The organism is Lichenibacterium dinghuense (assembly GCF_021730615.1).
GTDB classification, from domain to species: Bacteria; Pseudomonadota; Alphaproteobacteria; order Rhizobiales; family Beijerinckiaceae; genus Lichenihabitans; species Lichenihabitans dinghuensis.
The window spans coordinates 1,510,568-1,533,056 of the sequence record NZ_JAJLMN010000001.1 but is presented as its reverse complement, the minus strand read 5'-3'; the positions used below and the strand labels follow the sequence as shown (position 1 = coordinate 1,533,056).

The 22,489-nt window shown below is 74.1% G+C and carries 23 protein-coding genes; 3 read left to right on the top strand and 20 right to left on the bottom strand.

The features are described 5' to 3' along the window. Positions 1–77: 77 nt before the first annotated feature. On the bottom strand, positions 78–1,196 hold the full coding sequence (dnaN, locus tag L7N97_RS07340; protein ID WP_237477671.1) for a DNA polymerase III subunit beta: 1,119 nt from the start codon (positions 1,194–1,196) through the stop codon (positions 78–80). 192 nt (positions 1,197–1,388) lie between these two features. Here dnaN and L7N97_RS07335 point away from each other — a divergent pair, with 192 nt between their 5' ends. Together L7N97_RS07335 and L7N97_RS07330 are read left to right on the top strand one after the other, a co-directional pair. Next, entirely contained in the window at positions 1,389–1,991 is a 603-nt protein-coding gene (locus L7N97_RS07335) for a tyrosine phosphatase family protein (protein ID WP_237477670.1), read from the top strand. 10 nt (positions 1,992–2,001) lie between these two features. Beyond that, entirely contained in the window at positions 2,002–2,217 is a 216-nt protein-coding gene (locus L7N97_RS07330) for a hypothetical protein (protein WP_237477669.1), read from the top strand. 21 nt (positions 2,218–2,238) lie between these two features. Here the strand turns inward: L7N97_RS07330 and L7N97_RS07325 are convergent, their stop codons facing one another. The 7 genes from L7N97_RS07325 to L7N97_RS07300 form a co-directional block, all read right to left on the bottom strand. Further along, positions 2,239–2,454 (bottom strand): hypothetical protein, encoded by a 216-nt coding sequence (locus tag L7N97_RS07325; RefSeq protein WP_237477668.1) that lies wholly within the window; start codon positions 2,452–2,454, stop codon positions 2,239–2,241. Further along, positions 2,454–2,669 carry a hypothetical protein gene (locus tag L7N97_RS07320; protein WP_237477667.1) on the bottom strand — a complete coding sequence of 72 codons (216 nt, stop codon included), beginning with the start codon at positions 2,667–2,669 and terminating at the stop codon, positions 2,454–2,456. Before L7N97_RS07320 ends, L7N97_RS07325 begins: the two co-directional genes overlap by 1 nt. An 88-nt stretch (positions 2,670–2,757) precedes the next feature. Next, the gene (locus tag L7N97_RS07315; RefSeq protein WP_237477666.1) at positions 2,758–3,195 is read right to left on the bottom strand and encodes a c-type cytochrome; all 438 of its coding nucleotides are present in this window, start codon (positions 3,193–3,195) and stop codon (positions 2,758–2,760) included. Then, the gene (locus tag L7N97_RS29685; RefSeq protein WP_255721628.1) at positions 3,192–3,326 is read right to left on the bottom strand and encodes a hypothetical protein; all 135 of its coding nucleotides are present in this window, start codon (positions 3,324–3,326) and stop codon (positions 3,192–3,194) included. Before L7N97_RS29685 ends, L7N97_RS07315 begins: the two co-directional genes overlap by 4 nt. Before the next feature lie 95 nt (positions 3,327–3,421). Beyond that, a complete protein-coding gene (locus L7N97_RS30170; protein WP_237477665.1) occupies positions 3,422–4,057 on the bottom strand; it encodes a LutC/YkgG family protein in 636 nt (211 codons plus the stop codon). Next, positions 4,054–5,487 carry a lactate utilization protein B gene (locus tag L7N97_RS07305; protein ID WP_237477664.1) on the bottom strand — a complete coding sequence of 478 codons (1,434 nt, stop codon included), beginning with the start codon at positions 5,485–5,487 and terminating at the stop codon, positions 4,054–4,056. The genes L7N97_RS30170 and L7N97_RS07305 overlap by 4 nt, the downstream gene beginning before the upstream one ends. Beyond that, entirely contained in the window at positions 5,484–6,227 is a 744-nt protein-coding gene (locus tag L7N97_RS07300) for a (Fe-S)-binding protein (protein ID WP_237477663.1), read from the bottom strand. Before L7N97_RS07300 ends, L7N97_RS07305 begins: the two co-directional genes overlap by 4 nt. A gap of 307 nt (positions 6,228–6,534) precedes the next feature. Here L7N97_RS07300 and L7N97_RS07295 point away from each other — a divergent pair, with 307 nt between their 5' ends. Further along, entirely contained in the window at positions 6,535–7,338 is an 804-nt protein-coding gene (locus L7N97_RS07295; RefSeq protein ID WP_237477662.1) for an endonuclease/exonuclease/phosphatase family protein, read from the top strand. On the opposite strand, the gene L7N97_RS07290 is transcribed toward L7N97_RS07295, so the two are convergent. The 12 genes from L7N97_RS07290 to L7N97_RS07235 all read right to left on the bottom strand — a co-directional run bounded on the left by L7N97_RS07290 (position 7,229) and on the right by L7N97_RS07235 (position 22,282). After that, positions 7,229–8,734, bottom strand: a complete 1,506-nt coding sequence (locus tag L7N97_RS07290; RefSeq protein ID WP_237477661.1) for a phospholipase D-like domain-containing protein — start codon at positions 8,732–8,734, stop codon at positions 7,229–7,231. The two genes, L7N97_RS07295 and L7N97_RS07290, sit on opposite strands and share 110 nt — an antisense overlap. Positions 8,735–8,774: 40 nt before the next feature. Next, a complete protein-coding gene (locus tag L7N97_RS07285) occupies positions 8,775–10,379 on the bottom strand; it encodes a long-chain fatty acid--CoA ligase (RefSeq protein ID WP_237477660.1) in 1,605 nt (534 codons plus the stop codon). A 161-nt stretch (positions 10,380–10,540) separates the two neighbouring features. Then, entirely contained in the window at positions 10,541–13,729 is a 3,189-nt protein-coding gene (locus L7N97_RS07280) for a helicase HerA domain-containing protein (RefSeq protein WP_237477659.1), read from the bottom strand. Then, the gene (locus tag L7N97_RS07275) at positions 13,729–14,415 is read right to left on the bottom strand and encodes a hypothetical protein (protein ID WP_237477658.1); all 687 of its coding nucleotides are present in this window, start codon (positions 14,413–14,415) and stop codon (positions 13,729–13,731) included. The genes L7N97_RS07280 and L7N97_RS07275 overlap by 1 nt, the downstream gene beginning before the upstream one ends. Continuing rightward, complete coding sequence (locus L7N97_RS07270; protein ID WP_237477657.1) at positions 14,412–15,362, bottom strand: endonuclease domain-containing protein; 951 nt, start codon at positions 15,360–15,362, stop codon at positions 14,412–14,414. Before L7N97_RS07270 ends, L7N97_RS07275 begins: the two co-directional genes overlap by 4 nt. Next, a complete protein-coding gene (locus tag L7N97_RS07265; RefSeq protein WP_237477656.1) occupies positions 15,359–15,889 on the bottom strand; it encodes a hypothetical protein in 531 nt (176 codons plus the stop codon). The genes L7N97_RS07270 and L7N97_RS07265 overlap by 4 nt, the downstream gene beginning before the upstream one ends. An 86-nt stretch (positions 15,890–15,975) precedes the next feature. After that, positions 15,976–16,551 carry a TVP38/TMEM64 family protein gene (locus tag L7N97_RS07260; RefSeq protein WP_237477655.1) on the bottom strand — a complete coding sequence of 192 codons (576 nt, stop codon included), beginning with the start codon at positions 16,549–16,551 and terminating at the stop codon, positions 15,976–15,978. An 82-nt stretch (positions 16,552–16,633) separates the two neighbouring features. Next, positions 16,634–18,244 carry a L,D-transpeptidase family protein gene (locus tag L7N97_RS07255; RefSeq protein ID WP_237477654.1) on the bottom strand — a complete coding sequence of 537 codons (1,611 nt, stop codon included), beginning with the start codon at positions 18,242–18,244 and terminating at the stop codon, positions 16,634–16,636. Between the two features lie 231 nt (positions 18,245–18,475). Beyond that, a complete protein-coding gene (locus L7N97_RS07250) occupies positions 18,476–19,243 on the bottom strand; it encodes a hypothetical protein (RefSeq protein WP_237477653.1) in 768 nt (255 codons plus the stop codon). A gap of 85 nt (positions 19,244–19,328) precedes the next feature. Then, positions 19,329–20,018 (bottom strand): LutC/YkgG family protein, encoded by a 690-nt coding sequence (locus L7N97_RS07245; protein ID WP_237477652.1) that lies wholly within the window; start codon positions 20,016–20,018, stop codon positions 19,329–19,331. Further along, the gene (locus L7N97_RS07240; RefSeq protein WP_237477651.1) at positions 20,015–21,454 is read right to left on the bottom strand and encodes a lactate utilization protein B; all 1,440 of its coding nucleotides are present in this window, start codon (positions 21,452–21,454) and stop codon (positions 20,015–20,017) included. Before L7N97_RS07240 ends, L7N97_RS07245 begins: the two co-directional genes overlap by 4 nt. 12 nt (positions 21,455–21,466) lie before the next feature. Next, positions 21,467–22,282, bottom strand: a complete 816-nt coding sequence (locus L7N97_RS07235) for a (Fe-S)-binding protein (protein ID WP_237477650.1) — start codon at positions 22,280–22,282, stop codon at positions 21,467–21,469. Positions 22,283–22,489 lie beyond the last annotated feature (207 nt).

Sequence of the window (22,489 nt, the reverse complement as noted above, 5' to 3'; positions counted from 1 at the left end):
TAGGCGGGTCGCCTCCGAGGCGCTGATCGTGCCGAGGTCCGGTTAAGGAAGTCGTATCCGGCGCTGCGGCGGGCGGGTCACACCCGCATCGGCATCAGCACGTAGAGCGCGGGGGCGCCCTCGCGGTCCTGGACCAGGGTGGGCGAGCCGGGGTCGGCGAGCTTGAGGAAGGCCGTGTCGCTGTCGAGCTGCGCCGTGATGTCGAGCAGGTAGCGGGCGTTGAAGCCGATATCGAGCGGGCTCGCGTCGTATTCGACGTCGAGTTCCTCGGTGGCGGAGCCCGAGTCGGGGTTGTTGACGCTGAGGACCAGCTTGCCGTCGCTGAGGGCCAGCTTCACGGCGCGGCCGCGCTCGGCCGAGATGGTGGACACGCGGTCCACCGCGGCCGCGAAGGCGCTCTTCGGCACCACCAGCATCTTGTCGTTGCCGGCCGGGATCACGCGGCCGTAGTCCGGGAAGGTGCCGTCGATCAGCTTGGTGGTCAGCACCACGGCGCCGAGCGTCAGGCGGATCTTGGTGGCCGACATCTCCACCGTCACGTCGCTGGCCGGATCCTCGATCAGCTTCTGGATCTCGGCCACGGCCTTGCGCGGCACGATCACGCCGGGGATGCCGGCGGAGCCCTGCGGCGCCGGCATCTCGACCCGCGCGAGCCGGTGGCCGTCCGTCGACACCACGCGCAGCACGGTCTCGCCGTCGCGCTCCATCGTGTGGAGGTAGACGCCGTTGAGGTAGTAGCGCGTTTCCTCGGTCGAGATGGCGAAGGACGTCTTGTCGATCAGGTGCTTCAGCTGCCCGGCCGGCAGGGCGAAGCGGTGGCTCATCTCGCCGGCCGCGAGGTCGGGGAAGTCGCTCTCGGGCAGGCACTGGAGCTGGAAGCGGGAGCGGCCGGAGCGCAGCACGAGCTGGCCCGTGTCGCCGCCCATGTCGAGCGTCACCTGCGAGCCGTCCGGCAGCTTGCGCACGATGTCGTGCAGCGTGTGGGCCGGCAGGGTGGTGGCGCCCTCCTGCGCCACGTCGGCGGGCAACTCCTCCGTGACTTCGAGGTCGAGGTCGGTCGCCTTCAGGCGCAGCGTGCCGGCCCCGGCCCGCACCAAGACGTTGCTCAGGATCGGGATGGTGGTCCGGCGCTCGACGACGCGCTGCACGTGCCCCAGCGCCTTCAGGAGGGCCGCGCGCTCGAGAGTGACTTTCATGACGGGACCCGATCCTCGACGTGACGTGCCGAAGCCCGCGGCGTGGGCCGGGACTCGGGAAAGCGGAACCTTCGGCGGGAAACCGTGAAGGGCGGAGACTTTTGCGCGGCACGGCGGATTGCGCAAGCGGTGGCGCGCCGGCGGGGCGGGAAAGCGTGGAGCCCGGCGCCGCGCCGTGCTAGCCAGCCCGGCATGAGCCGTGCCTTCTCCCTCCTCACCGTCTGCGGGCTCGACGAGCTCGAATCGCACGCCGAGCGCGGCGTCACCCACGCCCTGTCGATCGTCGACCCCGGCCGCGAGGACCACCCGGCCTTCGCGCGCTACGGCGCCCCGCGGCGCCTGACGCTGTATTTCAACGACGACATCGAGCCCGGCCCCGGCCTCGTGCTGCCGGAGCGGGCGGACGTGGACGCCATCCTGATGTGGGGCCGCGAAGCCTTCGCGGCCGCCCCGGGGGGCGGCGAGGGGGACGGCCACCTCCTGGTCCACTGCCACATGGGCATCTCGCGCTCCACCGCCGCCATGACGATGCTGCTGGCCCAGGCGCATCCCGAGCAGGGCGAGGCGGAGATCGCGGAGCGCGTGCACGCCATCCGGCCGATCGCCTGGCCCAACCTGCGCATGATCGAGATGGCGGACGACGCGCTCGGCCGCGCGGGGCGGCTCGTCGCGGCCGCGGCGACGCTCTACGCCGGCAACCTCGCCCGCCGTCCCGACCTCGCCGAGGTGATGACGCGGATCAACCGCGCCCGCGAGGTCGAGCTCGGCCGCGCGGTCCTGGCCGCGGCGGCGTGAGGGCGCGGCCGTGGGGCTGCTCGCCGTCGCCTGCGGGGTGCTGATCGTCGCCTTCGGCCTCCTCACCACGCGGCACGCGCCGAGCGACGCGCAGTTCGGCACCGAGATCACCTGCCTGGTCGGCGGGCTGGTGCTGATCTTCCTGGGCGTGACGCTGCGCCGGATCGACCGGCTGGCGCGCGAGATCGGCGCCGCGGCGCGGCACCCGGCACCGCCCGAGGCGTGACGCTCCGGGCGGCCGCCGAGGTCAGCCCGTCGCGGCGTCGGCCTCGTCGTCCGGGCCGGGATCGGGCAGGGCGCCGGTCCCCGGCGTCGCCCCCGGCTCCGTCAGCTCCGGCGTCCCGTGCGGGCCGGCCGGCGGCGCGCCGGGCGCGGGGGCGTCCGCCGTCCCGGCCTTCGCGCGGCCCTCGATCTCGGCCTGGCCCCTGCCGTCCAGGGCGGCCCCGTCATCGTCCGGCCGCATCACGCCACCATGGGGCCGCCCGGCACGGCGCCGGGCACGTCGGGCTCGCCGCCGGGGATGCCCGGCTGGCCGACCCCGGGGTCGATGACGTCGGGCCCGACGCCGGGGTCCTCGACCGGGGTCGGGTCGGTCGGCACCTCCGGCGGGTTCGGCTGCGTGCCGGGCGTGGGGAAGGGCTCGGCGGGGGGCGTCGGTTCGGGCGCTGGCATACTCATGCGATGGTCCTCCCTGGCTCGTTCGGCGCCCGCGTCGCAGGTGCGCCTCGACACCCCAACGCGAGGCCCCGCGATCCGGTGCCGGGCCTCACTCCCGCGCCGGAGCCTGCGTGGCCAGGAAGGCGATGACGTCGGCGCGGTCGCGCGCGTCGGGCAGGCCGGCGAAGTGCATGGCGGTGCCGGGCGCGAAGGCGGCCGGGTCGGTCAGCCACGCGCTCAGCCGGTCCTCGGTCCAGGTGCCGCCGGCGTCGCGCAGGGCCTGGGTGTAGCCGTAGCGGGGGCGCCGCCCCGCCACGCGCGAGCCCACGACGCCGTAGAGGTTCGGGCCGTCGACGTCGGCGCCCCCGCGGCCGACCGTGTGGCAGGCCGAGCAGGCGCCGAACACGGAGGCGCCCCGGCCCGGGTCGGCCGCCCCGCCCGCTGCCGATGCGCCGGCCGGATGCGGCGGCGCGCCGGGCAGAAGCGCCGCTGCCGCGACGATCGCGACGACGGCCGCGCCGCCGGCGAGGATCAGGCCGCGCCTCACGCGGCACCGGCCGCGGCGCCCGGCAGCCGGCGCGGGTCGGAGGGGCGCGGGTCGACCTCCGCGCCCCGCGCGGCGCGCTGGCGGGCGGTCGCCGCCCCGGTGGCGCACCCGCCCGCGATGATGACCCGCATGCGCCCGTCCCGCCCGTTCCGGGGCCGCGCGCCGGCCCCGTGTTCATGTCCGGGAGATGGTGCGCGGCCGGCCGCGGGACCAGCGGCGCGGAGCCTCAGGCGTCGCGGACCACGATCACGTCCAGGGTGCGCGGCCCGTGCACGCCCTCGACGCGGCTGAGCTCGATGTCGGAGGTGGCGGAGGGCCCCGAGATGAAGGTGAGCGGGCGCCCGGCCTTCACCGCGGGCTCCATGCGGGCCACCGCCTCCGGCACGAGGTCGACGATGCGCCCCGCCTCCACGATGCACAGGTGGTAGTCGGGCAGCAGGGTCAGGGCGCGGCGGCCCTGGCCGGCGCCGTGGTCGAGCACGATCGTGCCGGTCTGGGCGATGGCGCAGGCGCAGGCCGTGATGACGCCGTCGACCGCCGACAGGGTCGCCCGGTCGAGCCCCTCGTCGGGCACGAGGTCGAACCCTTCCGGGGCGAAGCCGGCGGGCAGGCCGGCCGGCACGGCGAGCCGCACGTGGCCGCGCTCGCCGAGCAGGCGGGCCGCGGTGGCGGCCACCTCGGCGGCCCCGCAGAGCTCGACCCGGACCCTGTAGGCGGAGGCCTTCTCGGCAAAGCCCGCGATCAGCGCGGCGCGGTCCGCCGTGCCGGCGCGACGGAAGCTCCGCGGCACGGGCGCCTCGGCGGGAGCGTCGCCGAGGGCCGCGCGGATGCGGCCGAGGATGGCGTCGCGGGCGGCGCTCACCGCTTCCGCTCCGCCCACCAGCCGCGGAACGACTGTTTCGGCACGGGCGCGAGGTCGCGCATCGCCGTCCAGCCGGCCAGCGGGCCGGGCAGCGCGCGGATCTGCCCGTCGCGCACGAACGGCCGCTGCCCCACGGCCACGGCGCGCTGCGCCAGCGCGTAGAGCCGCTCGCTGCCGAACACCCGCGCCATGGCGGCCATGGCGAGCGCCTCGCCGGTGGTGCCTTTCGCGGCGTTGGCCTTCGAGCGGAGGTGGACCAGGATGCGCGGGATGTCGATCTTCACCGGGCACACCTCGTAGCAGGCCCCGCACAGCGAGGACGCGAAGGGCAGCGTCGCGGCCTCGGCCGAGGGGTCGAGCTGCGGCGTCAGGATGGCGCCGATCGGCCCCGGATAGGTCGAGCCGTAGGCGCGGCCGCCGGTGCGCTCGTAGACCGGGCAGATGTTGAGGCAGGCCGAGCAGCGGATGCAGTTCAGCGTGTCGCGCGCCGCCTCGTCGGCCAGCACCGCGGTGCGCCCGTTGTCGAGCAGCACGAGGTGGAACTCCTCCGGCCCCTCGCCGGCGCGGGTGCCGCTCCAGACGGAGTTGTAGGGGTTCATGCGCTCGGCCGTGGACGAGCGCGGCAGGAGCTGCAGGAAGGCCGCCATGTCGTCCCAGCGCGGAACCACCTTCTCGATGCCCATCACGGTGATCAGCACGCGCGGCAGCGTCAGGCACATGCGGCCGTTGCCCTCCGACTCGAAGATCGCCACCGACCCCGTCTCGGCGACCGCGAAGTTGGCGCCCGAGACCGCGCAGGGCACGGTCATGAACTTCTCGCGCAGGTAGCGCCGCGCCGCGGCGGTCAGCGCCTTCGGATCGTCGGTGAGGTCGTCCGTGTCCGGCAGCTCGCGCTTGAAGATGGCGCGGATCTCGGCGCGGTTGCGGTGGATCGCCGGCACCAGGATGTGGGACGAGCGGTCGCCGCCCTTCTGCACGATGACCTCGGCGAGGTCGGTCTCGATGGCGTCGATGCCGCGGGCCTCGAGCGCGCCGTTGAGGCCCGTCTCGTCCGTGGTGAGCGACTTGATCTTCAGCACCTCCTCGGCGCCGTGACCCGCGAGGATGTCGCCGACGATGCGGTTGGCCTCCGCGCCGTCGCGCGCCCAGTGCACGGTGCCGCCCGCCGCCGTGACGGAGGCATCGAGCTTCAGCAGGTTCTCGTCGAGCCGGCGCAGGGCGTCGCGCTTGATGGCGTATCCCGCGTCGCGCAGCGCTTCCCAGTCCGGCATCTCGGCCACGGCGTTCCGGCGCTTCGCCCGGATGGTGGTGGTGGCTTTGCCGATGTTGCGGCGGAGCTGCGCGTCCTTCAGCGCGTCGCGGGCCGCGGCCGGGAAGGGGCGCTCGACGAGGATGCCGGGGCCCTCGTGGACGGGTGTGTCGGTGCTCACGACGCCATGCTCCCCTCGACGGAGTTCAGGATCTCGGCCAGGTGCAGCGTGCGCCGCCCCGAGCGCTCGCGCGACAGGCCGCCGGCGATGTGCATGAGGCAGGAGTTGTCGACCGCCGTGCACACCTCCGCGCCCGTGCCGCGGATGGCGGCGAGCTTGTCGGTCAGCATGGCGATGGAGGTCTCGGCGTTCTTCACCGCGAAGGTGCCGCCGAAGCCGCAGCACTGCTCCGCCCCCGGCAGCTCCACGAGGTCGAGCCCGCGCACGCCGCGCAGCAGCTTCAGCGCAGCGTCGCCGAGGCCGAGCCCGCGCAGCGAGTTGCAGGTGGAATGGTAGGTGACGCGGTGGGGGTAGTAGGCGCCGACGTCCTCGAGCCCGAGCTTCTTCACCAGGAACTCGGCGAACTCGAAGGTGCGCCCGGCGAGGGCCCGGGCTCGGTCGAGCAGCGCGGCGTCGCCGGTCGCGGCGGCGAGGCGCGGATAGGCCTGGCGCACCGTGACCACGCAGGAGGACGAGGGGCACACCACCGTCTCGGCGCCGTCGAAGACGTCGAGGTGGCGCCGCATCAGCGCCGTGGCGTCGGCGCCGTAGCCGGAATTGTTGTGCATCTGCCCGCAGCAGGTCTGCGCGAGCGGGAAGTCGACCGCGTGGCCGAGCCGCTCCAGCACCTCGACCACGGCGCGGCCGGTGTCGGGGAACAGCGTGTCGTTGAAGCAGCCGATGAACAGGGAGATCTTCAAGGGCCGGCCTCCGCGCCGGCGGGACCGGCGTGGGGCCCACGATAGCGCTTCCCGCGCCCGGCCGCGACGGGGTCGAACGCCCCATCGAGGAGGGCTCGCCGACCCGCGCACCGTCATCGCGAGCGGAGCGAGAAGCGATCCATCCGGAGGGAGCCGCCACCCCGACGCGTTCGGCGGAGCGCGCGGCCTGGACCGCTTCGCTCCGCTCGCGGTGACGGTCCGGACGCCGCGGGCCGCCCTTCCCCTCCCTTGCCGCCGCGCCCCGGCCGGTGCATGAGCAGGCCCTCAGGATCGACCGGGAGCGTCCATGAAGCCGCCGCGCAGTTCGGGACACCACGGCCCGCCTCCCGGCCACCCGGCACCGGACGCGCCCGGCGACCCCGGCTTCAAGATCGTCAGCTGGAACCTGCTGCGCACGGTGGGCGCCTCGCTCGACGACGTGGTGGCGCTGATCGCGCGTGAGCAGCCCGACCTCATGCTGATGCAGGAGGCGACGAGCCGCTTCAACGACCTGCCGGCGCGCCTCGGCGGGCATTACGCCTGGGCGCCGCTGCCGGGGCGCATCCACGGCCTCGGCATGTGGAGCCCGAAGCCCTGGCGCGAGGTGCCCTCCGTGCGGCCGCTGCCGCCGGGCTCGCTGGTGCAGCGCGTGTGCCAGATCGTGGAGATCGGCGACGTCGGCATCGCCAACGTGCACCTGTCGCACGGCCAGCGGCTGAACCGCCGCCAGCTCCGCGCCATCGCGCTCCACCTGCCCGAGCGCGCCGCCGTGCTCGGCGACTTCAACCTCGTCGGCCCCTGCCTGCTGCCCGGCTTCCGCGACGTCGGGCCCCGCCGGCCGACCCACATGATGGGGGAGCTCGTGCCCGTGCGGCTCGACCGCTGCCTCGCGCGCGGCCTCGCCTGCGCGGAGGCGCGCGTGCTGCCCCGCACCACCTCGGACCACCGCCCCATCGCGGTGCGGCTCGTGCGGGCCGAGGAGCAGGCGCCGCGGCACGCCGTCAGATATAGGGCAGCAGCAGACGGAGTGCGGCGTCGCGCAGCTTCACTGGCAGGCTTCGGGCGGCGAGGTCGCGGCGCTTCAGCTTCGCCTGCTGGTGACGCACCATGAAGGCGTCGAGCTCCAGCGCCAGCGCCTCGTCGTAGACCTCGACGTTCATCTCGAAGTTCAGCCGCAGGCTGCGCATGTCCCAGTTGGAGCTGCCGACGAAGCTCCAAAGCTTGTCGACCACCATCAGCTTGGAATGGTTGAACGGCGCCGGCCCGAGCCAGAAGCGCACGCCGGCCTCGATCAGCGGCCCGACGTGGGCCCGCATGGCGAGGTCGACGAAGCGGTGGTCGGAGCGCCTCGGCACGATCACGTCCACCCGCACGCCGCGCAGCGCGGCCAGCGTCAGCGCCGACACGGTCTCGGCGCCGGGCAGGAAGTAGGGCGTCATCACCTTGATCGAGGTCTGCGCGCAGGCGCAGGCCTCCATCAGCACGGAGCGGATCTTCTCCAGGTCCTGGTCCGGTCCGGCCGTGACGACGCGGGCCAGGATCTCGCCCGCCTCCACCTCGTCGGGGTCGGGGAACCAGCGCTCGCCCTCGATGTCCTCGCCCGTGGCGAAGCTCCAGTCGTGGGCGAAGACGTCGAGGAGCTGCGTCACCACCGGCCCCTCGAAGCGGAAATGCGTGTCCGCCACCGGCGTCTTCGGGTGCCCCGCCAGGAGGTTCAGGTCGGAGATGTTCAGGCCGCCGGCGAAGCCGACCCTGCCGTCCACCACCAGGATCTTCTTGTGGCTGCGCAGGTTCAGGAACGGCATGCGCCAGGGCAGGACCGAGTGCATGAACTGCGCGGCCGGCACGCCGAGCCGGTCGAGCCGGCGCTTGATGGGCGAGAAATAGCCGGAGCCGATGCCGTCCACCAGCACCCGCACCTCGACGCCGCGCCCCTTCGCGGCCAGCAGCGCCTGGGCGAAGCGCTCGCCGATGCCGTCGTGGCGCATGATGAAGCTCGACAGCGCGACGCTGTTCCGCGCTTCCGCGATGGCGTCCAGCATGACGGGGTAGGCCTCGTCGCCGTCGTGGAAGGTCGCCACCGCGTTGCGCCGCTCCGCCTTGCGGCCGCTGATGCGCCGCACGGCGCGCTCCAGCGCTTCCAGGTGGTCGGGCAGGTCGTGGGAATGGTGGTGGTCGGTGGCCCGGCGGCGCGGCGTGCGGGCCGGCCGCGCCTTCTGGGCGCGCCGCACCACGCGGTTGATGCCGAACAGGAAGTAGAAGAGCGTGCCCCACACGGGCGCGATGAAGGTGAAGCCGATCCAGGCCGTGGCGGCCGCGACCTCGCGCTTGTTGAGCAGCACGTGGCACGCGACGCCCACCGTCAGGATCAAGCCCACGGGCGTCGCCACCGGGCCGAGCACGCGGTCGACGTCGGCGAGCAGCCATTCGGCATTGTCGGGGATCAGCAGCGGTTCGGCTCCTCGCGCGATTCGCGGGACCGCCCCCGCGCGGGGGCATTGTAGCACCGGCCGGCCGTCGGCGTCAGGACGGCGGGGGCCGGGCCGGTCACAGCATCCGGCGGATGCCCGCCTTGTGCAGCTTGCCGGTGGCCGTGTGGGGCAGGTCGGGCACGACACGCAGCTCGCCCGGCACCATCCAGCGGGCCACCCGGCCGGCGAACAGCGCCGCCATGGCGGCCTCGTCGAAATGCGCGCCCTCGGCCAGCACCACGAACAGCACCGGCCGCTCGCCCCAGCGCGGGTCGGGCCGCGCCACCACGGCGGCCTCGCGCACCGCCGGATGCTCCACGGCGATGTTCTCGAGCTCGATGGAGGAGATCCACTCGCCGCCCGACTTGATCACGTCCTTGGCGCGGTCGACGATCTCGACGAAGCCGTCCGGGTCCACCGTCACGATGTCGCCGGTGGCGAACCAGCCCGGCTCGGCGAAGGCCTCGTCGCCCTCCGAGCCGTAGTAGCGCTCCGCCACGCAGGGGCCGCGCACCAGCATGGCGCCGAAGGCCTCGCCGTCGCGCGGCACCGCCTCGCCGTTCGGCCCCACGGCGCGCAGCTCCACCCCGAACAGCGGGCGGCCCTGCTTGCGGCCGAGCGCAAGCCGCGCCTCGCGGGGCAGGCCCGCGTGGGCGCGCTTCGGCCGGTTCACCACCGCGACGGGGCTGGTCTCCGTCATGCCCCAGGCGTGGACCACGTCGACGCCGAGCGCCGCGAATCGCTCGATCATCGCGGGCGGGCAGGCCGAGCCGCCGATGCCCACGCGCAGGAGCGGGGCCAGCGTCTCGCCCCGCGCCTCGACGTGGTCGAGCAGGCCCATCCACACGGTCGGCACGCCCGCGGTCAGCGTCACGCCCTCGTCCCGGATCAGCCCGTGCAGGCTCGCGCCGTCGAGGCGCGGCCCCGGCATGACGAGCTTCGCCCCCGCCATAGCGGCGGCGTAGGGCAGGCCCCAGGCGTTGACGTGGAACATGGGCACCACCGGCATCGCCGCGTCGGCCGCCGCGAAGCCGAAGCCGTCCGGCACCGAGATGGCGAGGGCGTGCAGCACCGTGGAGCGGTGGGAATACAGAACGCCCTTCGGCGCGCCCGTGGTGCCGGACGTGTAGCACAGGCCCGCGGCTTCCCGCTCGTCGAGCTCCGGCCAGGCGTAGTCGTCGCGCTCGCCCGCGATCAGGTCGTCGTGGCACAGGAGGTTCGGCAGGCGCTCGGAGCGCGGCACGCCGTCCCGCCCCGCCAGCACCACCACGGCCCGGAGCGCGGGCAGCCGGTCCGCGATCGACTCGACGAGCGGCACGAGGCCGGGGTCGACGAAGAGCGCGGCGTCGCCCGCGTGGGCGACGATGTCGACGATCTGGCCGGGGAACAGGCGGGGGTTCACCGTGTGGCAGACGCGGCCCGAGCCCGACGCCGCGAAATAGACTTCGAGGTGGCGCGCGCCGTTCCAGGCGAGCGTGCCGACGCGGTCGCCGGGGCCGAGCCCGAGGCGGTCGAGCGCGCGGGCGAGCCTTCGGCTGCGCGACGCCAGGTCGGCGTAGGTCGTGCGCTCGACGCCCCCGCCGGCGTCGCGCGACGCGATCTCGGCGTCGCCGTGGACCGCCTCGGCGTGCCGGAGGATGGAGGACACGAGCAGCGGCACGTCCATCATCAGCCCGCGCATGTCATCCCTCCGCTCGACGGCGCGCCTTCGGCGCTGCCAGCGGGGAGTGAAGCACGCCGGCGGGACGCTGCCCAGGGGCTGTCATGAGCCCTGGAGGGCGGCACCACGGCGGCGCGACGAGCCGAGCGACCGCAGCCCGGAGCGAGACCGGCGGCACCCGGTCAATCGGCGGCCCGCGTCCGCGCCGCCCGCGCCACCACCTCGTCGGGGCTCGGCGGGTTGGCGGGGTGGTGCGTCAGGCAGAGCGGCGCCTCGATCCGCCGCGGCCGGCCCATGCCCTCCGTGGCGAAGTAGAACTGGCCGCTCGACAGCTTGCCGATGTCGGGCGCGGAGCCCCCCTTCGCCGCCATCATCTCGGCCGCGCCCGCGATGGTGGCGGGCGAGCTCTGCCGCCCGAAGAACTGCGTCGTGCAGTTGGACACGATCTGGGTGTCGATGCCCTTGGGGGCCTGCGTGGCGACGACGAGGCCGAGCCCGTATTTGCGCGCCTGCGCGGCGAGCCTGCGCCCGCTGGCCGAACTCGCGGCGACCTTCCCCGCGGCGGGCAGGAAGGTCTGCGCCTCGTCGACCGCGTAGAGGCGGCCCCGCTCCGAGGGGTTGCGCTTGATCCAGCCGAACAGCGCCATCTGCAGGCGGTTGACGAAGTCCTCGCGCGCCGCGTCGGAGCCGAGCGCCGCGAGGTTGATCACCGACACGCGGGTGCGCGCCGGATCCGCCCCGGCGAAGAGCGTCGCGGGGTCGAGCACCGGGCCGTCGACCCGCAGGAGCGGGTTGGTGGCGACGGCGGAGCGCAGGCCGTCGGCCAGGGTCGCGGCGAGCTTGGCGGCTCCGCCGATCTCGCTCGCGTCCTCGGGCAGGTCGGACAGCAGGGCGATGAAGGCTTTCAGGTCGCCGCCGCCGCGCCGCGCGAAGGCGTTGAGGGCGCCGTAGAGCACGCCGCGCTCCTTCTGGCTCTTCGCGCCCGACAGCGGCCCGAGCGCTTCCGCGGCCATCTCCACCGCGGCGTCGCGCTCGTCGGGGTCGTCGCGCACGGCCGAGAAGTCGGGCAGCACCGACAGGAACAGCGGGTTGCCGGCCCGCGCGCCGGGCGTCCAGACCACGACCTCGACGTCGCGCGCGTAGCGCACCGCCTTGGCGTCGTCCTCCGCCGTGAAGGCGGCGGGGCGCTCCGGCCAGGGGTCGCCGAGGCGCGACAGGTCGTTGTTGGGATCGACCACGACCGCCGGCACGCCGAGCAGCGCCGCTTCCTCGATGACGCGCCGCAGCAGCACCGTCTTGCCCGAGCCCGAGCCCGCCAGGATGGCGGTGTGGCGCGGCAGGAGGTCGACCCGCACCGCCGCGGGGGCGCCGTCGCCGAAGCGGCCGACCGGGACGATGTCGTCGGGCGAACGGGGCGGGCGAGGGGGAGGTTTGGCGGGCTCGGGCGCCGCCTCGGCCGAGGGGGGATCGGCCGCGCGCGGGTTCGATGAAGGCCGCGGGCGCGGTGCGGGTGCAAGGGGCTCGGGTTTCGGCTCGTCCGCCGGGCCCGAGCCCGTCGAGCGTGCCGTCGGCTCATCGCCCGGGACCGCCGCCTTGAAGAAGGCGGTGGCGCGGAGCGGCTTCGTTTCGCGCAGCCAAGCCTCGAAGGCGTCGCGCTGGCCGTGCGCCTCGGCCGAGGCGCGCATGTCGCGCAGGGCCGCGAAGGTGCGCAGGTCCTCGTCCAGCGGGTCGATGACGATGCCGCCCGCCCTGGTGAAGCGGTCGAACAGCTCGCGCGTCTTCGGGCCGCCCGGGATCGGCCCGCGCCGGGCCAGGACGAGATCGCGCCCGGCGATATTCGCGGAGATGCCGGAACTCGTCAGCGCCGCCCGCAGCCGGGCGCCGAACGCGATGGCGTTGGTCTGCGGCAGGCCGCGGTAGCAGACGTGGCGCTCGCGGTCGTTCTCGGCATGGTAGGTGAAGGTGAGGCGGCCGTGGAGCGGCGGGATGCGCTGCTCGGGGTCGCCCTTGCTGGCGATGTCGGTGTCTTCCCGCGGCGGCGTTTCCAGCGCGTAGAGGTCGAAGGCGTCGCGCAGCAGGCGGCCGAGCGGGGCGTCCTCGACGGCAGCAGCGTCGGGGATCTCGGCCCGATGCTTCGCCGCTTCGAGGTCGAAGCCCTCGCCGTCGACAAGCGGACGAAGCGGCGGCGGCGCGTCGCCGATCAGGCTCGGGCATTCGGCGACCTTGCCGCGCGCCAGGCAGTCGCGTCGGAACGCGTCGCAGCGCATCAGCAGGAGGCGGGGCATGATGCCGGTCGACGCCGCGGCGTCGATCACGGCGCGCGGGAACGGCCACGTCGGATAGGTCGGGACGTGACCGACCTCGGCATAGGCGGGGGCGAGCCGTCCCGCCACGAGGCCGGCCGCCGCCCGGCGATCGTTCATGCCGATGAGCTGCACCGGAGCGGGCGGCGTGAGGCGCTGCTCGAAGGCCTTCGTGCCCCTCGACCTGAGGCGGTTCCAGGACTCCTCAAGGCAGGCCAGCACCGTCATGCCGCGGTGGCGGACGTCGTGGAGTTCCACGAGGCCGGCTGCCAGCACCTCCGCCAAGCCGGGGCCGTCCTGTCCGTCGTCGCCGGGCAGCCGGCTCGCGTCGATGACGCCGTCGATCTGATCGAGCGCGACCAGTGTCGGGCCGGCGATGCCCATGATCCAGGACAGGCCGGCGACGATCCTGGCGGGCTCCGGCGGCGGCCGGAAGAAGCCGAGCTTCGTGCGGCGCTCGGGGTCGGCGTCGTAGCCCTGCAGCCAGGCGTGGGCGAGGCTCGCCGCCATGAAGTCCTGCGAGCGCAGGAAGCACATGGCCCGGAACACGTCGCCGTGCTCCATGGCCTTGCTGCGGTCCACCATGGGCAGCACGCGCTGGAACACCTCGACGAGCTTGACGGGGTCGAGGTCGGGCAGGGCGAAGGCCGTCTCGACCTGCTCCTCGATGTTGAAGCGACGCGCGACGCCGGCCAGCACGGCCTCGAGCTGGCGGCGGCCGTCCGACATGTCGTGGAGCAGGGCGGTGACGAAGCTGAGCGCCGCCGTGCGCCAGAAGTCCTGCAGCCCGAGCACGTCGAGCAGCACGAACCAGCCGCCCTTGGCCCAGACCTCGCGCCGCAGCCGGCCGACCATGTGGGTCTTGCCGACGCCCGGCGGCCCCACCATCACGCGGCCGCCGGGCCGCGAGCCGAGGTCCTTGGCCGTCCTGAACAGGTCGGCCGCGATCTGCGCGACCGTGGCCTCGTTCGGGCCGCCCGCCACGGCCTCGGCGTCGCTCCACACGCTGTCGAGCGTCCGCACCCAGTCGAAATCCGCGCGCTCCAGCGCGGCGAGATCGCTCGTCATCACTTGATCCGGATGAGGTGGAACGGGTCGCCTGCGGGGCTGAAGGCCGCGTCGCGCTCGGCCGCGTCGATGGCCTTGTTGTCGCTGATCTGGCTGAGGCTCGCCGCCTCCTTCTTCGCCTTCAGGATCCGGGCGAGGCCGGCGTCGACCGTCTTGCGGTCGAGGTCGCCGAGCTCGGCGCGGAGCTTCGACAGCCGCACGGGTTCGGAGCGCACGCCGCCGGAAGCGCGCAGGTAGGCCTCCTCGATCATCTTGCGGAGCACGGGCGCGGTCGGGGCTTTCGATTTCGGCGGAGCCTTGGGCTTGGGAGGCGCCCTGTCCTTCGGAGGAGCCTTGGCTCTGGTTGTCTTCGGCTTGGCCGCCGGCTCGGGCAGCGGCGGCGCATCCCCGATGAACCCGGCCAGGGATTCGCCGCTCCTCGCGAGGTGCTCGCCGAGCCGGGCGAGGAACAGCACCAGCACCGGCTGCTTGTCGAGCGACGGTGCCGCCAGATGCTCGGACGCCCAGTTCCACCCCCGATCCGTCAGCGACACCGTCTTCGACGGTCCATCGGCTTCGGCGAAACCGCCCTTGATCAATTCTTCGAGGTCCGGCTTGCGCTTGCCTTTACCTTCTTCGATGCGCCCCTGCCGTGCCAGCAGCCCCCACAGCGCCAGCGCCTGGCTCGGCGAAAGCTCGTCCGTCATCGCGTGGTCCTTTCCCGGCTGAACCGGACCACGGCGCGGATCTTCTCGATCTCGCGCGGCAGGTCGGCCGCCACCTGGGCGTTGGTGATTCGCAGCACATAATATCCCGCCACGAGCAGTTCGTAGTCCCTGTGGCGGTCGTCCCCGTATTGCGGCCCCGCCCGGTGCTCCGGCCCGTCGAGCTCCACCACGACGCGGCCCGCGGCCCACAGCAGGTCGACGCGCGGCCGCCGCAGGCCGGCGTCGGTCACGAGCCGGTTGCAGGCGAACAGCGGGCCGAGCTCGGCGTCGCGGTCGAGCGCGGCCCTGATCCGCCGCTCCGTCTCGCTCCCGGGGTGAGGCGTCCCGGGCTGGGCGATGAAGCGCTCGGCGGCGGGCTCGGGAGCGGGGAGGAGCGCGCGGGCGCCGTAGAGCAGGCGGTCGTAGGGCGGCTCGGGCGCCGGGCGGTGCGGCAGCAGCGCCACCGTGGGGGCGCCGCGGGCCGCGCACCATTCGAGCGCCTCCACGGTGCCCCGCGCGCGGCGCGCCGAGGCGGGATCGACCTCGGCCACGACCGCGAGGCCGCGCGGGTCGACGGCGCCCCGCAGCCCGGCGAACTCCGTGCCGGGGTCGGCCCTGCGCAGGCGCGGCGCCCGCCCGGCCGCGGCGAGTCTTCCGGCGGCGCGCCGCCAGGGCCCGGCTTCGGCGCCCGGCCAGTCCGGCCAGCGGGCGAGCGCGAGGTCCCCCAGGTCGTCGAGCAGCCGGCCGACCACCGCGCCGGCGCCGCGCGCGTCGGCGGGGGCGAGGAACAGCACCGAGCGGCCGAGGTCGGCCTCGGCCCACAGCAGCTCCGAGGCGCCGCGGCGGTCGGCGCCCACCAGCACGAGGCGCCGGCCGGGCGCGAGGCGCGCCACCGCGGGCCCGAGGTCGCCCGGCGCGAGGCCGGGCAGCTCGCCGTCGCCCGTCAATCCGCGGCCTCCGGCGGCTCCTCGCGCAGCCAGCGCTGCATGTGCGGGAAGGGCAGGGTGCCGCGCTCGGCCGCCGAGCGCTCGTCGAGCGTCAGGCCCATCCACTGGAGCAGCGGCAGGCCCGGCGCATGGCCGGCCCGGAAGGTCTCGATCAGCCAGGGGGCGGCGCCCTTGTAGCCGAGGGGGCTGAACACGACCTCGGGCGCGAGGCCGAGGTGGGTCAGCGCCGCCCAGGACCAGGCGATGGCGGCGATCTCGTCGCCCATGTCGTTGCTGGCGTCGACCGCCCTGCCGGTTCGCACCGCTGGCGCCATCACGGCCACGTGGCCGCCTTCGTGCAGCAGGTCGCCGGGGCAGATCATCCGCGCCTCGTCGACGAGGAGGCGCCCGCGGTCGAGCCGGATGCCGGGCACGAAGCAGCGGTCCGGCAGGTCCGCCGCCAGCACCGGGATGCCGATCGAGGCCAGGAAGGTCGCCATCCGGTCCGTGACCGGGTCGGCGGAGCGGAACGGCGGCGCGTCTGACAAGGTCGGGTCATCTCCGCGAGGCGCCGAGGGTCGGCGCGCGTCTCGCGCGAGATGCTACTTCCGATGGAGCCCGCCCGTCGAGCCGGTCAGGCCTCGCCGTCGGCCAGCATGCGGGCCGACTGGCGCGCGGCGGCGAGCTTCAGACGCCACAGCGCCACGATGGTCAGCGCGATGCCGACCGCGGCCGTCAGCCCATTCAGGCTCCACGGCGAGCGGCTCGCCAACGCTTCGCTGCCGGTCCGGCCGAGGTAGACGAAGAGGACGGTCTGCGGCAGCACGCCGATCACGGTCGTCAGAATGTATTCGGCGTATCCCATGCGGGACACCCCGCAGGCGAAGTTGATGGCCGGGCCCGGCACGGGCGAGGCCAGGCGCAAGAGGCCGAGCACGCGCCAGCCCTCGGACTCGACGGCGCGCAGCACGGAGCCGACCTTGGGCCGCCGCGCCACGAAGCGGCGGATGACGCCGGCGAGCACGAAGCGCGCGAGGAGGAAGCCCAGCGTGGTGCCGAGGGCGGTTCCCAGCAGGGAGGGCAGCACCGCGGCCCAGCCCAGCACCGCGCCCGCGCCGACGCAGACCACGGCGCGCGGCACCAGCACGAGGCCGCCGAGGGTCAGCAGGCCGGTGACGGTGAGGAACTCGGCGAGGGCGGGGTCGATCATCTGCGGGGCACAGGAGCGGAGCGTTCCACCATCCCGCGCCCTGCTCAGGACGAGGGAGGATGGAGGCGCTCCGCTGCTTGTCTCAGTTCTTGTTGATGGCCGTGGCGATCGGGTCGTTGGCGGCCTGGACGTTGGCCCCCACCGTGTCGATGCCGTAGACGTCGTCGCGGAACTGCACGGTGCCGGACGGGTCGGCCCAGCCGGTGAGGTAGACCCAGGCCACCGGCACGGGCTTCGACAGCTTGATGTCCTCGTGCTCGCCGGTCTTCACCTGGCCCAGCATGGCGTCCCGGGTCCAGGTGCCGGCGGGCGAGCCGCCCGTGCCCTCCAGCAGCCAGGCCGCGAGGTCGAACACGCCCTCCACGCGCACGCAACCGTGCGACAGGAAGCGGTAGTCGCCGCCGAAGAAGCGCTTGGACGGGGTGTCGTGCATGTACACGGCGTATTTGTTCGGCATGTTGATGCGGATGTTGCCGAGCGCGTTCGACGTGCCCGAGTCCTGCCGCAGGATGTAGTTGGTGGCCTTCTGCGAGGTCCAGTCGATCGAGCGGGCGTTGATCACGTTGCCGGCGCCGTCGAGGATCTTGATCCGCTGCCGGCTGAGGTAGCCGGGGTCCTTCTGCATGTGCGGGATGATCTCGTTCTTGATGATCGAGGTCGGCACCGTCCAGGTCGGGTTGAGGTTGACGGCCTGCACCTTGGCGTCGACCTCGGGCGAGGCGTGCTCGGGCCCGCCCACCACCGCCACGTAGCGGTGCACCACCTTGCCGTTCTCCACCGCCTCGACCGAGGCCGAGGGGATGTTCACCACCACGTAGCGGTCCGCGAAGGAGATGTTGCGGCCGGCGAGGCGCTGCGCCGAGGAGGCGAGCTCGGTGAAGCGCGTGCGCGCCGGCACGTTCATGGCCTTGAGGGTGGCGCCCGCCACCACGCCCGTGTCCTTGAGGCCGTGGCGCGCCTGGAAGCGCTTCACGGCGGCGGTGAGGTCGGTGCCCCACTTCTGCGAGAACATGCCGGCGGACAGGTCCGCCGGGTCGCCGCCCTCGGCCTTGCCGAGGTCGCCCTCGATGGCGAGGCGCAGGCGCAGCGTCGACACGGCCTTGCCCGAAGCGCCGGGCGACACCGGGCCGGCGATCTCGGGCCAGCCGCCGGCGTCCGCGATGGCGGCGTAGCGCTCGGACGCCTTGGCGGTGGCGAAGAAGGTTTCCGCCGTCAGGGTCGGCTCGGGGTCGGTCGACAGCGCCGTCTCGCGCGGGGGCGCGGGCGGGGCGACGCGCTTCTTCTTGGCGACGACGACGGGGGTGGAGGGCGCGGGCGCCGCGGTCGGAGCCGAGGCTTCGGCCGGGGCCGCGGGCATGGCGGGCGCGGCCGGGGCGGCGGCCGTCGCGGCCGGAGGCGTCGAGACGACGGTGCCGGCGGCCGCGGCGGCGTCGGGCTGGGTCGCGGCGGGCACCTTGGGCAGCGAGGCCGCGACGGGCGGGGCCGCCGGCACGGCCGGCAGGGTGATGGCCGGCGCCGCGGCGGCGGGGGGCGGCGCGCCGGTCGCGGCCGGTGCCGCCGGGGCGGGCGTCGAGGCCAGCGGGGTGGGGGACAGCAGCGGCGAGGACTGGGCCAGGGCCGCCGATGCGAAGCCGGTCGCCAGACCCGCCACGGCGGCGAGGAGCGCCGCCCGCGACACCCGATTGCGCTTCATCTCAGCCGTCATCCGATCCATGCCCATCGCGACGCGGGCCCGAACGCGCGGGCTCCCCGGGGCCGGATGCGGCGCCACGGGGCCGCTGCGGCCCATGCGTCTCGCTAGGCCGACAATGCGGTGGTTCCGTGTCGCGGGGCTCGGCGCCCGTCCCGCGCGCCGCCGCGGACGGCCGTTTTCAACCGTTCTGTTGCACTCGGGACACAGCCCCGGTCGGCGGGGCAGGCGCTATCAGGGCGCCTTGGGGGCCGCCGTGCCGGGGGCGGGATCGGCTGCGGCGGGCGCGTCCGGCGCCTTCGGTGCCACGGTGGCCGGGGCCGGCGCGCTCGGCGCCGCGTCGACGGCCGCGGCGCCGTCCACCGCCGTCACCTGCAGGTTCGAGAACTTCCAGGTGTCGGTCTGGTCCTTCTCGGACTGGGCCCGCATGCCGATCTGCCCGCCGCCCTCCGGCGCCTGGCCCTTCACGCTCGCGAACGGCTTGCCGTTGATGAAGGTCGAGATCGTGCCGCCGTCCGTCTTGACCTCGAGCAGGTTCTGCGAGCCGGTCGCGCGCTTGATGTCCGGGCTCTGCTTCCATTCCACCACGTCGATCCACTTGCCGTTCACCTTGCGGGTGATCTCGGCGAAGCCGCTCGGGGTGATCATGAACATGTAATAGTTGTCGTAGTCCTTGGACCAGAAGATCGGGCCCGCCATCGTGTTGTCGTTGTCGCTGAGCTTGTTCGGCACGCGCACGGTCAGGCAGTAGTCGGCGTCGGTGAACAGGATGCCCTTGTAGACGAGCAGGTTGGAGATGTCGGGCTGCGGCTTGACCTTGACCTTGCCTTCCTCGACCGACACGTCCGGGCTGTCGAAGCCCCAGGACGCGTCGACCTGCTTGAAGTCGTCGGAGAACAGGACCTTGCCGGTGCCGCAGGCGAAGGACGGCGAGGCCGCCAGCAGGGCCGAAGTCGCCAACAGAGCTGAGGCCGCGATGCCGGCGGAAAGCGTCAGTCTCATGCCCGTACTCCTCGCGCCATCCAAGGCGTCAGCTGAGCCGTGAACGCCTGAAGCGGTGATCCGTTCGCGCCGAAAGGGCCGAAAATCAGCCCTCGACCAAGATGATGTGGAGCCGGCGCGGCCCGTGTGCGCCCAAGATGAGCGTCTGCTCAATATCCGCGGAGCGCGACGGGCCGGTGACGAAGTTGAGCGTGCGCGGCATCCGCCCCGCGCCGTAGCGCTCGCGCACCCGCGCCAGCACGGATTCCATGTCGCCGGCCACGTCGCGCGCCGACACGGCGACCACGTGGTTGTCGGGCAGGAAGTTCAGCGTGGTCGGGTTGTCGGGGCCGGACAGCAGCGCCAGCGTGCCGGTCTCGGCCACGCCGCCGAAGGCCCAGGAGAGGCCGTTGACGTCGGAGCCGTCCGAGGGGCCGGTCGAGACGTCGAGCGCGGTGTCGGCCCAGGGCAGGGCCTCCATCCGCGGGTCGGCGCCCATGCGGAGCCGCGCGGGCAGGTTGGCGTCGCGCAGGAAGCGCGCCACCGCGGCCGGCACCTCGGCGGCGCCGGCCACCCGCTCCACCGTGGCGGCCGAAGCCTCGGCCTTGGCGCAGAACAGCGCCAGGCGCTCGGCCTCTGGCAACTGCCCGCGCGCCGGCACCACGCCCGGCCGCGCCGCGGCGATGCGGGCCGCGACCGCGTCCCGCCGCGGCGCCTCGCGGCCCGTCACGCCGAGCGAGCGGCGGATGGTGCCGAGCACCGCGCCGCGGGCGTCCCCGCCTCCGGCGGCGCTCATGCGGCGCGTCCCTGGCGGCCGCGCTTCGCGGCCCACTGGCTCTGGAAGGTGCCGCCCTGCGGCGCCGGCATGTCGCGGTACTCGGTCCAGCCCCTCGCGAAGGGGAGCGTCACGAAGCGGCCCTTGGCGCCACCCGCCACGTGCAGCGCCCGCATGGCGAGGGACGTCGCGGCGCGGTACAGCTTCGGCCGCGTGGCGAACCAGCCCCAGAACCTCAGGCCGCTCCGCACCGTGGCGGGCTGCAGGTGGCGCTCGAATTCGCGCTCGCGCCAGTGGCGCATCAGCTTCGGCAGGGGGATGCGCACCGGGCACACACTTTCACACCGGCCGCAGAACGTGGATGCGTTCGGCAGGTGGCCGGCCGTCTCGACGCCGATCAGCGCCGGCGTCAGCACGGCGCCCATCGGGCCGGGGTAGATCCACCCGTAGGCGTGGCCGCCGACCGCGTGGTAGACCGGGCAGTGGTTCATGCAGGCGCCGCAGCGGATGCAGCGCAGCATCTCCTCGAAGTCCGTGCCGAGCATGGACGAGCGGCCGTTGTCGATCAGCACCACGTGGTACTCGTCCGGCCCGTCGGGGTCGTCGGGGCGGCGCGGCCCGGTCGACAGCGTTGTGTAGACGCTCATCTCCTGGCCGGTGGCCGAGCGCGCCAGCACGCGCAGGAGCTGGCTCACGTCCTCCAGCGTCGGCACGAGCTTCTCGATCGAGGCCAGCACCACGTGGACGCGCGGCAGCAGCTGCGTGAGGTCGCCGTTGCCCTCGTTGGTGACGATGATCGAGGTGCCGGTCTCGGCCACGAGGAAGTTCGCCCCGGTCACGCCGACGTCGGCCGCGAGGAATCGCTCGCGCAGCACGTCGCGCGCCTCGGCCTGGAGGCTCGCGTGGGTGGAGATGTCGCGCGCATCGTCGAGGTGGGCGTGGTGGCGGCGGAAGTCGGCCTCGACCTGGTCGCGGGTGAGGTGCACGGCCGGCGCGATGATGTGGCTCGGCACCTCGCCGCGGATCTGCACCAGATACTCGCCGAGGTCGGTCTCGACGGGCACGAGGCCGGCCGCCTCGATGGCGGCGTTGAGCCCGATCTCCTCCGAGATCGTGCTCTTGCCCTTGGTGACCGTGCGGGCGCCGACGCGGCGGCAGATGCCGAGCACGGCTTCCCGCGCTTCCGCGGCGTCGCGGGCGAAGTGGACGTGGCCGCCCGCCTCGGTGACCTTCTCCTCCCAGGCCTCGATGTAGAGGTCGAGGTGCTTCAGCGTGTGGGCCTTGATGTCCCGCGCCGAGTCGCGCAGCGCTTCGAACTCGGGCAGGGCCTCGGCGGCCGCGGCGCGCTTGGCGATGAAGGCCGAGCGCACGTGGCCGAGCGCCCGCTGCAGCTCGCGGTCCTCCAGCGCCGCGTGGGCGTTCTCCTTGAACTGCGGGGAGGTCGGATGGATGGTCATGCGGGCCTCCGCTCAGGCTTTGGCGGCGTCGGGCGCGCCGATCGGCGCCGCCTCGGTCTGCCCGGCGAGGATCTCGGCCACGTGGCGCACCTCGACGTGCGAGCCCATGCGGCTGAGCTTGCCGGCGATGTTCATCAGGCAGCCGAGGTCGCCGGCCACCAGCGTGCGGGCGCCGCTGCCGACGACGTTGCCCACCTTGCGCTCCACGATGGCATTGGACAGCTCGCCGTACTTCGCCGCGAAGGTGCCGCCGAAGCCGCAGCACACGTCTGTGTCGGCCGACTCCACGAGGTCGAGCCCCCGCACGGTGCCGAGCAGGCGGCGCGGCTGCTCGCGCACTCCGAGCTCGCGCAGGCCCGAGCAGCCGTCGTGGTAGGTGACGGAGCCGTCGAAGGCGGCGTCGACGCGGGCGACGCCCATGACGTCCGTGAGGAAGGACACGAGCTCGTGCGTGCGGGCCGCCAGCTCCTCGGCGCGGCGGCGCATGGTCGGATCGTCGGCGAAGAGCTCGGGGTAGTGGCGCTTGATCATGCCCGCGCAGGAGCCCGAGGGCGCCACCACGTAGTCGAACCCCTTGAAGGCCTCGATCGCCTGGGCCGCGACGGTCGCCGTCGTGGCGCGGTCGCCGGAGTTGTAGGCGGGCTGGCCGCAGCAGGTCTGGACCGGCACGTCGACGATGCAGCCCGCGTCCTGCAGGAGCTTCACGGCCGCGAAGCCGACCGAGGGGCGGAACAGGTCGACCAGGCAGGTGACGAAGAGCCCGACGCGGACGTCCTTCCCGAGGGGCCGTCGAGGGGGCTCGCGCGATGCCGCCGCTGATCCGTCCAAACGCCCCGCGCCTCCCTGTCTGGAATGGCTCCGATGTAGAGGCGGGGCCGGCGGCGCGCAATGCGCGGCGGGATGCGGCGCGCGCTCAGGCCGCGGCGGCGCCGACCCGGATGGCCACCCCGGCGCGGCTCGCGACCGCGGCAAGGTCGTCGAGCCTGGAGCGCGTCAGCCCGAGGCGGTGTGCCGCTTCGGGCCGCGTCACCCTCC

Excerpts from the sequence above, each read along its gene's own strand:
- dnaN (WP_237477671.1), bottom strand. The coding sequence starts at position 1,196 with ATGAAAGTCACTCTCGAGCGCGCGGCCCTCCTGAAGGCGCTGGGGCAC.
- L7N97_RS07335 (WP_237477670.1), top strand. The coding sequence starts at position 1,389 with ATGAGCCGTGCCTTCTCCCTCCTCACCGTCTGCGGGCTCGACGAGCTC.
- L7N97_RS07325 (WP_237477668.1), bottom strand. The coding sequence starts at position 2,454 with ATGCGGCCGGACGATGACGGGGCCGCCCTGGACGGCAGGGGCCAGGCC.
- L7N97_RS07320 (WP_237477667.1), bottom strand. The coding sequence starts at position 2,669 with ATGAGTATGCCAGCGCCCGAACCGACGCCCCCCGCCGAGCCCTTCCCC.
- L7N97_RS29685 (WP_255721628.1), bottom strand. The coding sequence starts at position 3,326 with ATGCGGGTCATCATCGCGGGCGGGTGCGCCACCGGGGCGGCGACCGCC.
- L7N97_RS07295 (WP_237477662.1), top strand. The coding sequence starts at position 6,535 with ATGAAGCCGCCGCGCAGTTCGGGACACCACGGCCCGCCTCCCGGCCAC.
- L7N97_RS07285 (WP_237477660.1), bottom strand. The coding sequence starts at position 10,379 with ATGCGCGGGCTGATGATGGACGTGCCGCTGCTCGTGTCCTCCATCCTC.
- L7N97_RS07280 (WP_237477659.1), bottom strand. The coding sequence starts at position 13,729 with ATGACGAGCGATCTCGCCGCGCTGGAGCGCGCGGATTTCGACTGGGTG.
- L7N97_RS07275 (WP_237477658.1), bottom strand. The coding sequence starts at position 14,415 with ATGACGGACGAGCTTTCGCCGAGCCAGGCGCTGGCGCTGTGGGGGCTG.
- L7N97_RS07260 (WP_237477655.1), bottom strand. The coding sequence starts at position 16,551 with ATGATCGACCCCGCCCTCGCCGAGTTCCTCACCGTCACCGGCCTGCTG.
- L7N97_RS07255 (WP_237477654.1), bottom strand. The coding sequence starts at position 18,244 with ATGAAGCGCAATCGGGTGTCGCGGGCGGCGCTCCTCGCCGCCGTGGCG.
- L7N97_RS07250 (WP_237477653.1), bottom strand. The coding sequence starts at position 19,243 with ATGAGACTGACGCTTTCCGCCGGCATCGCGGCCTCAGCTCTGTTGGCG.
- L7N97_RS07245 (WP_237477652.1), bottom strand. The coding sequence starts at position 20,018 with ATGAGCGCCGCCGGAGGCGGGGACGCCCGCGGCGCGGTGCTCGGCACC.
- L7N97_RS07240 (WP_237477651.1), bottom strand. The coding sequence starts at position 21,454 with ATGACCATCCATCCGACCTCCCCGCAGTTCAAGGAGAACGCCCACGCG.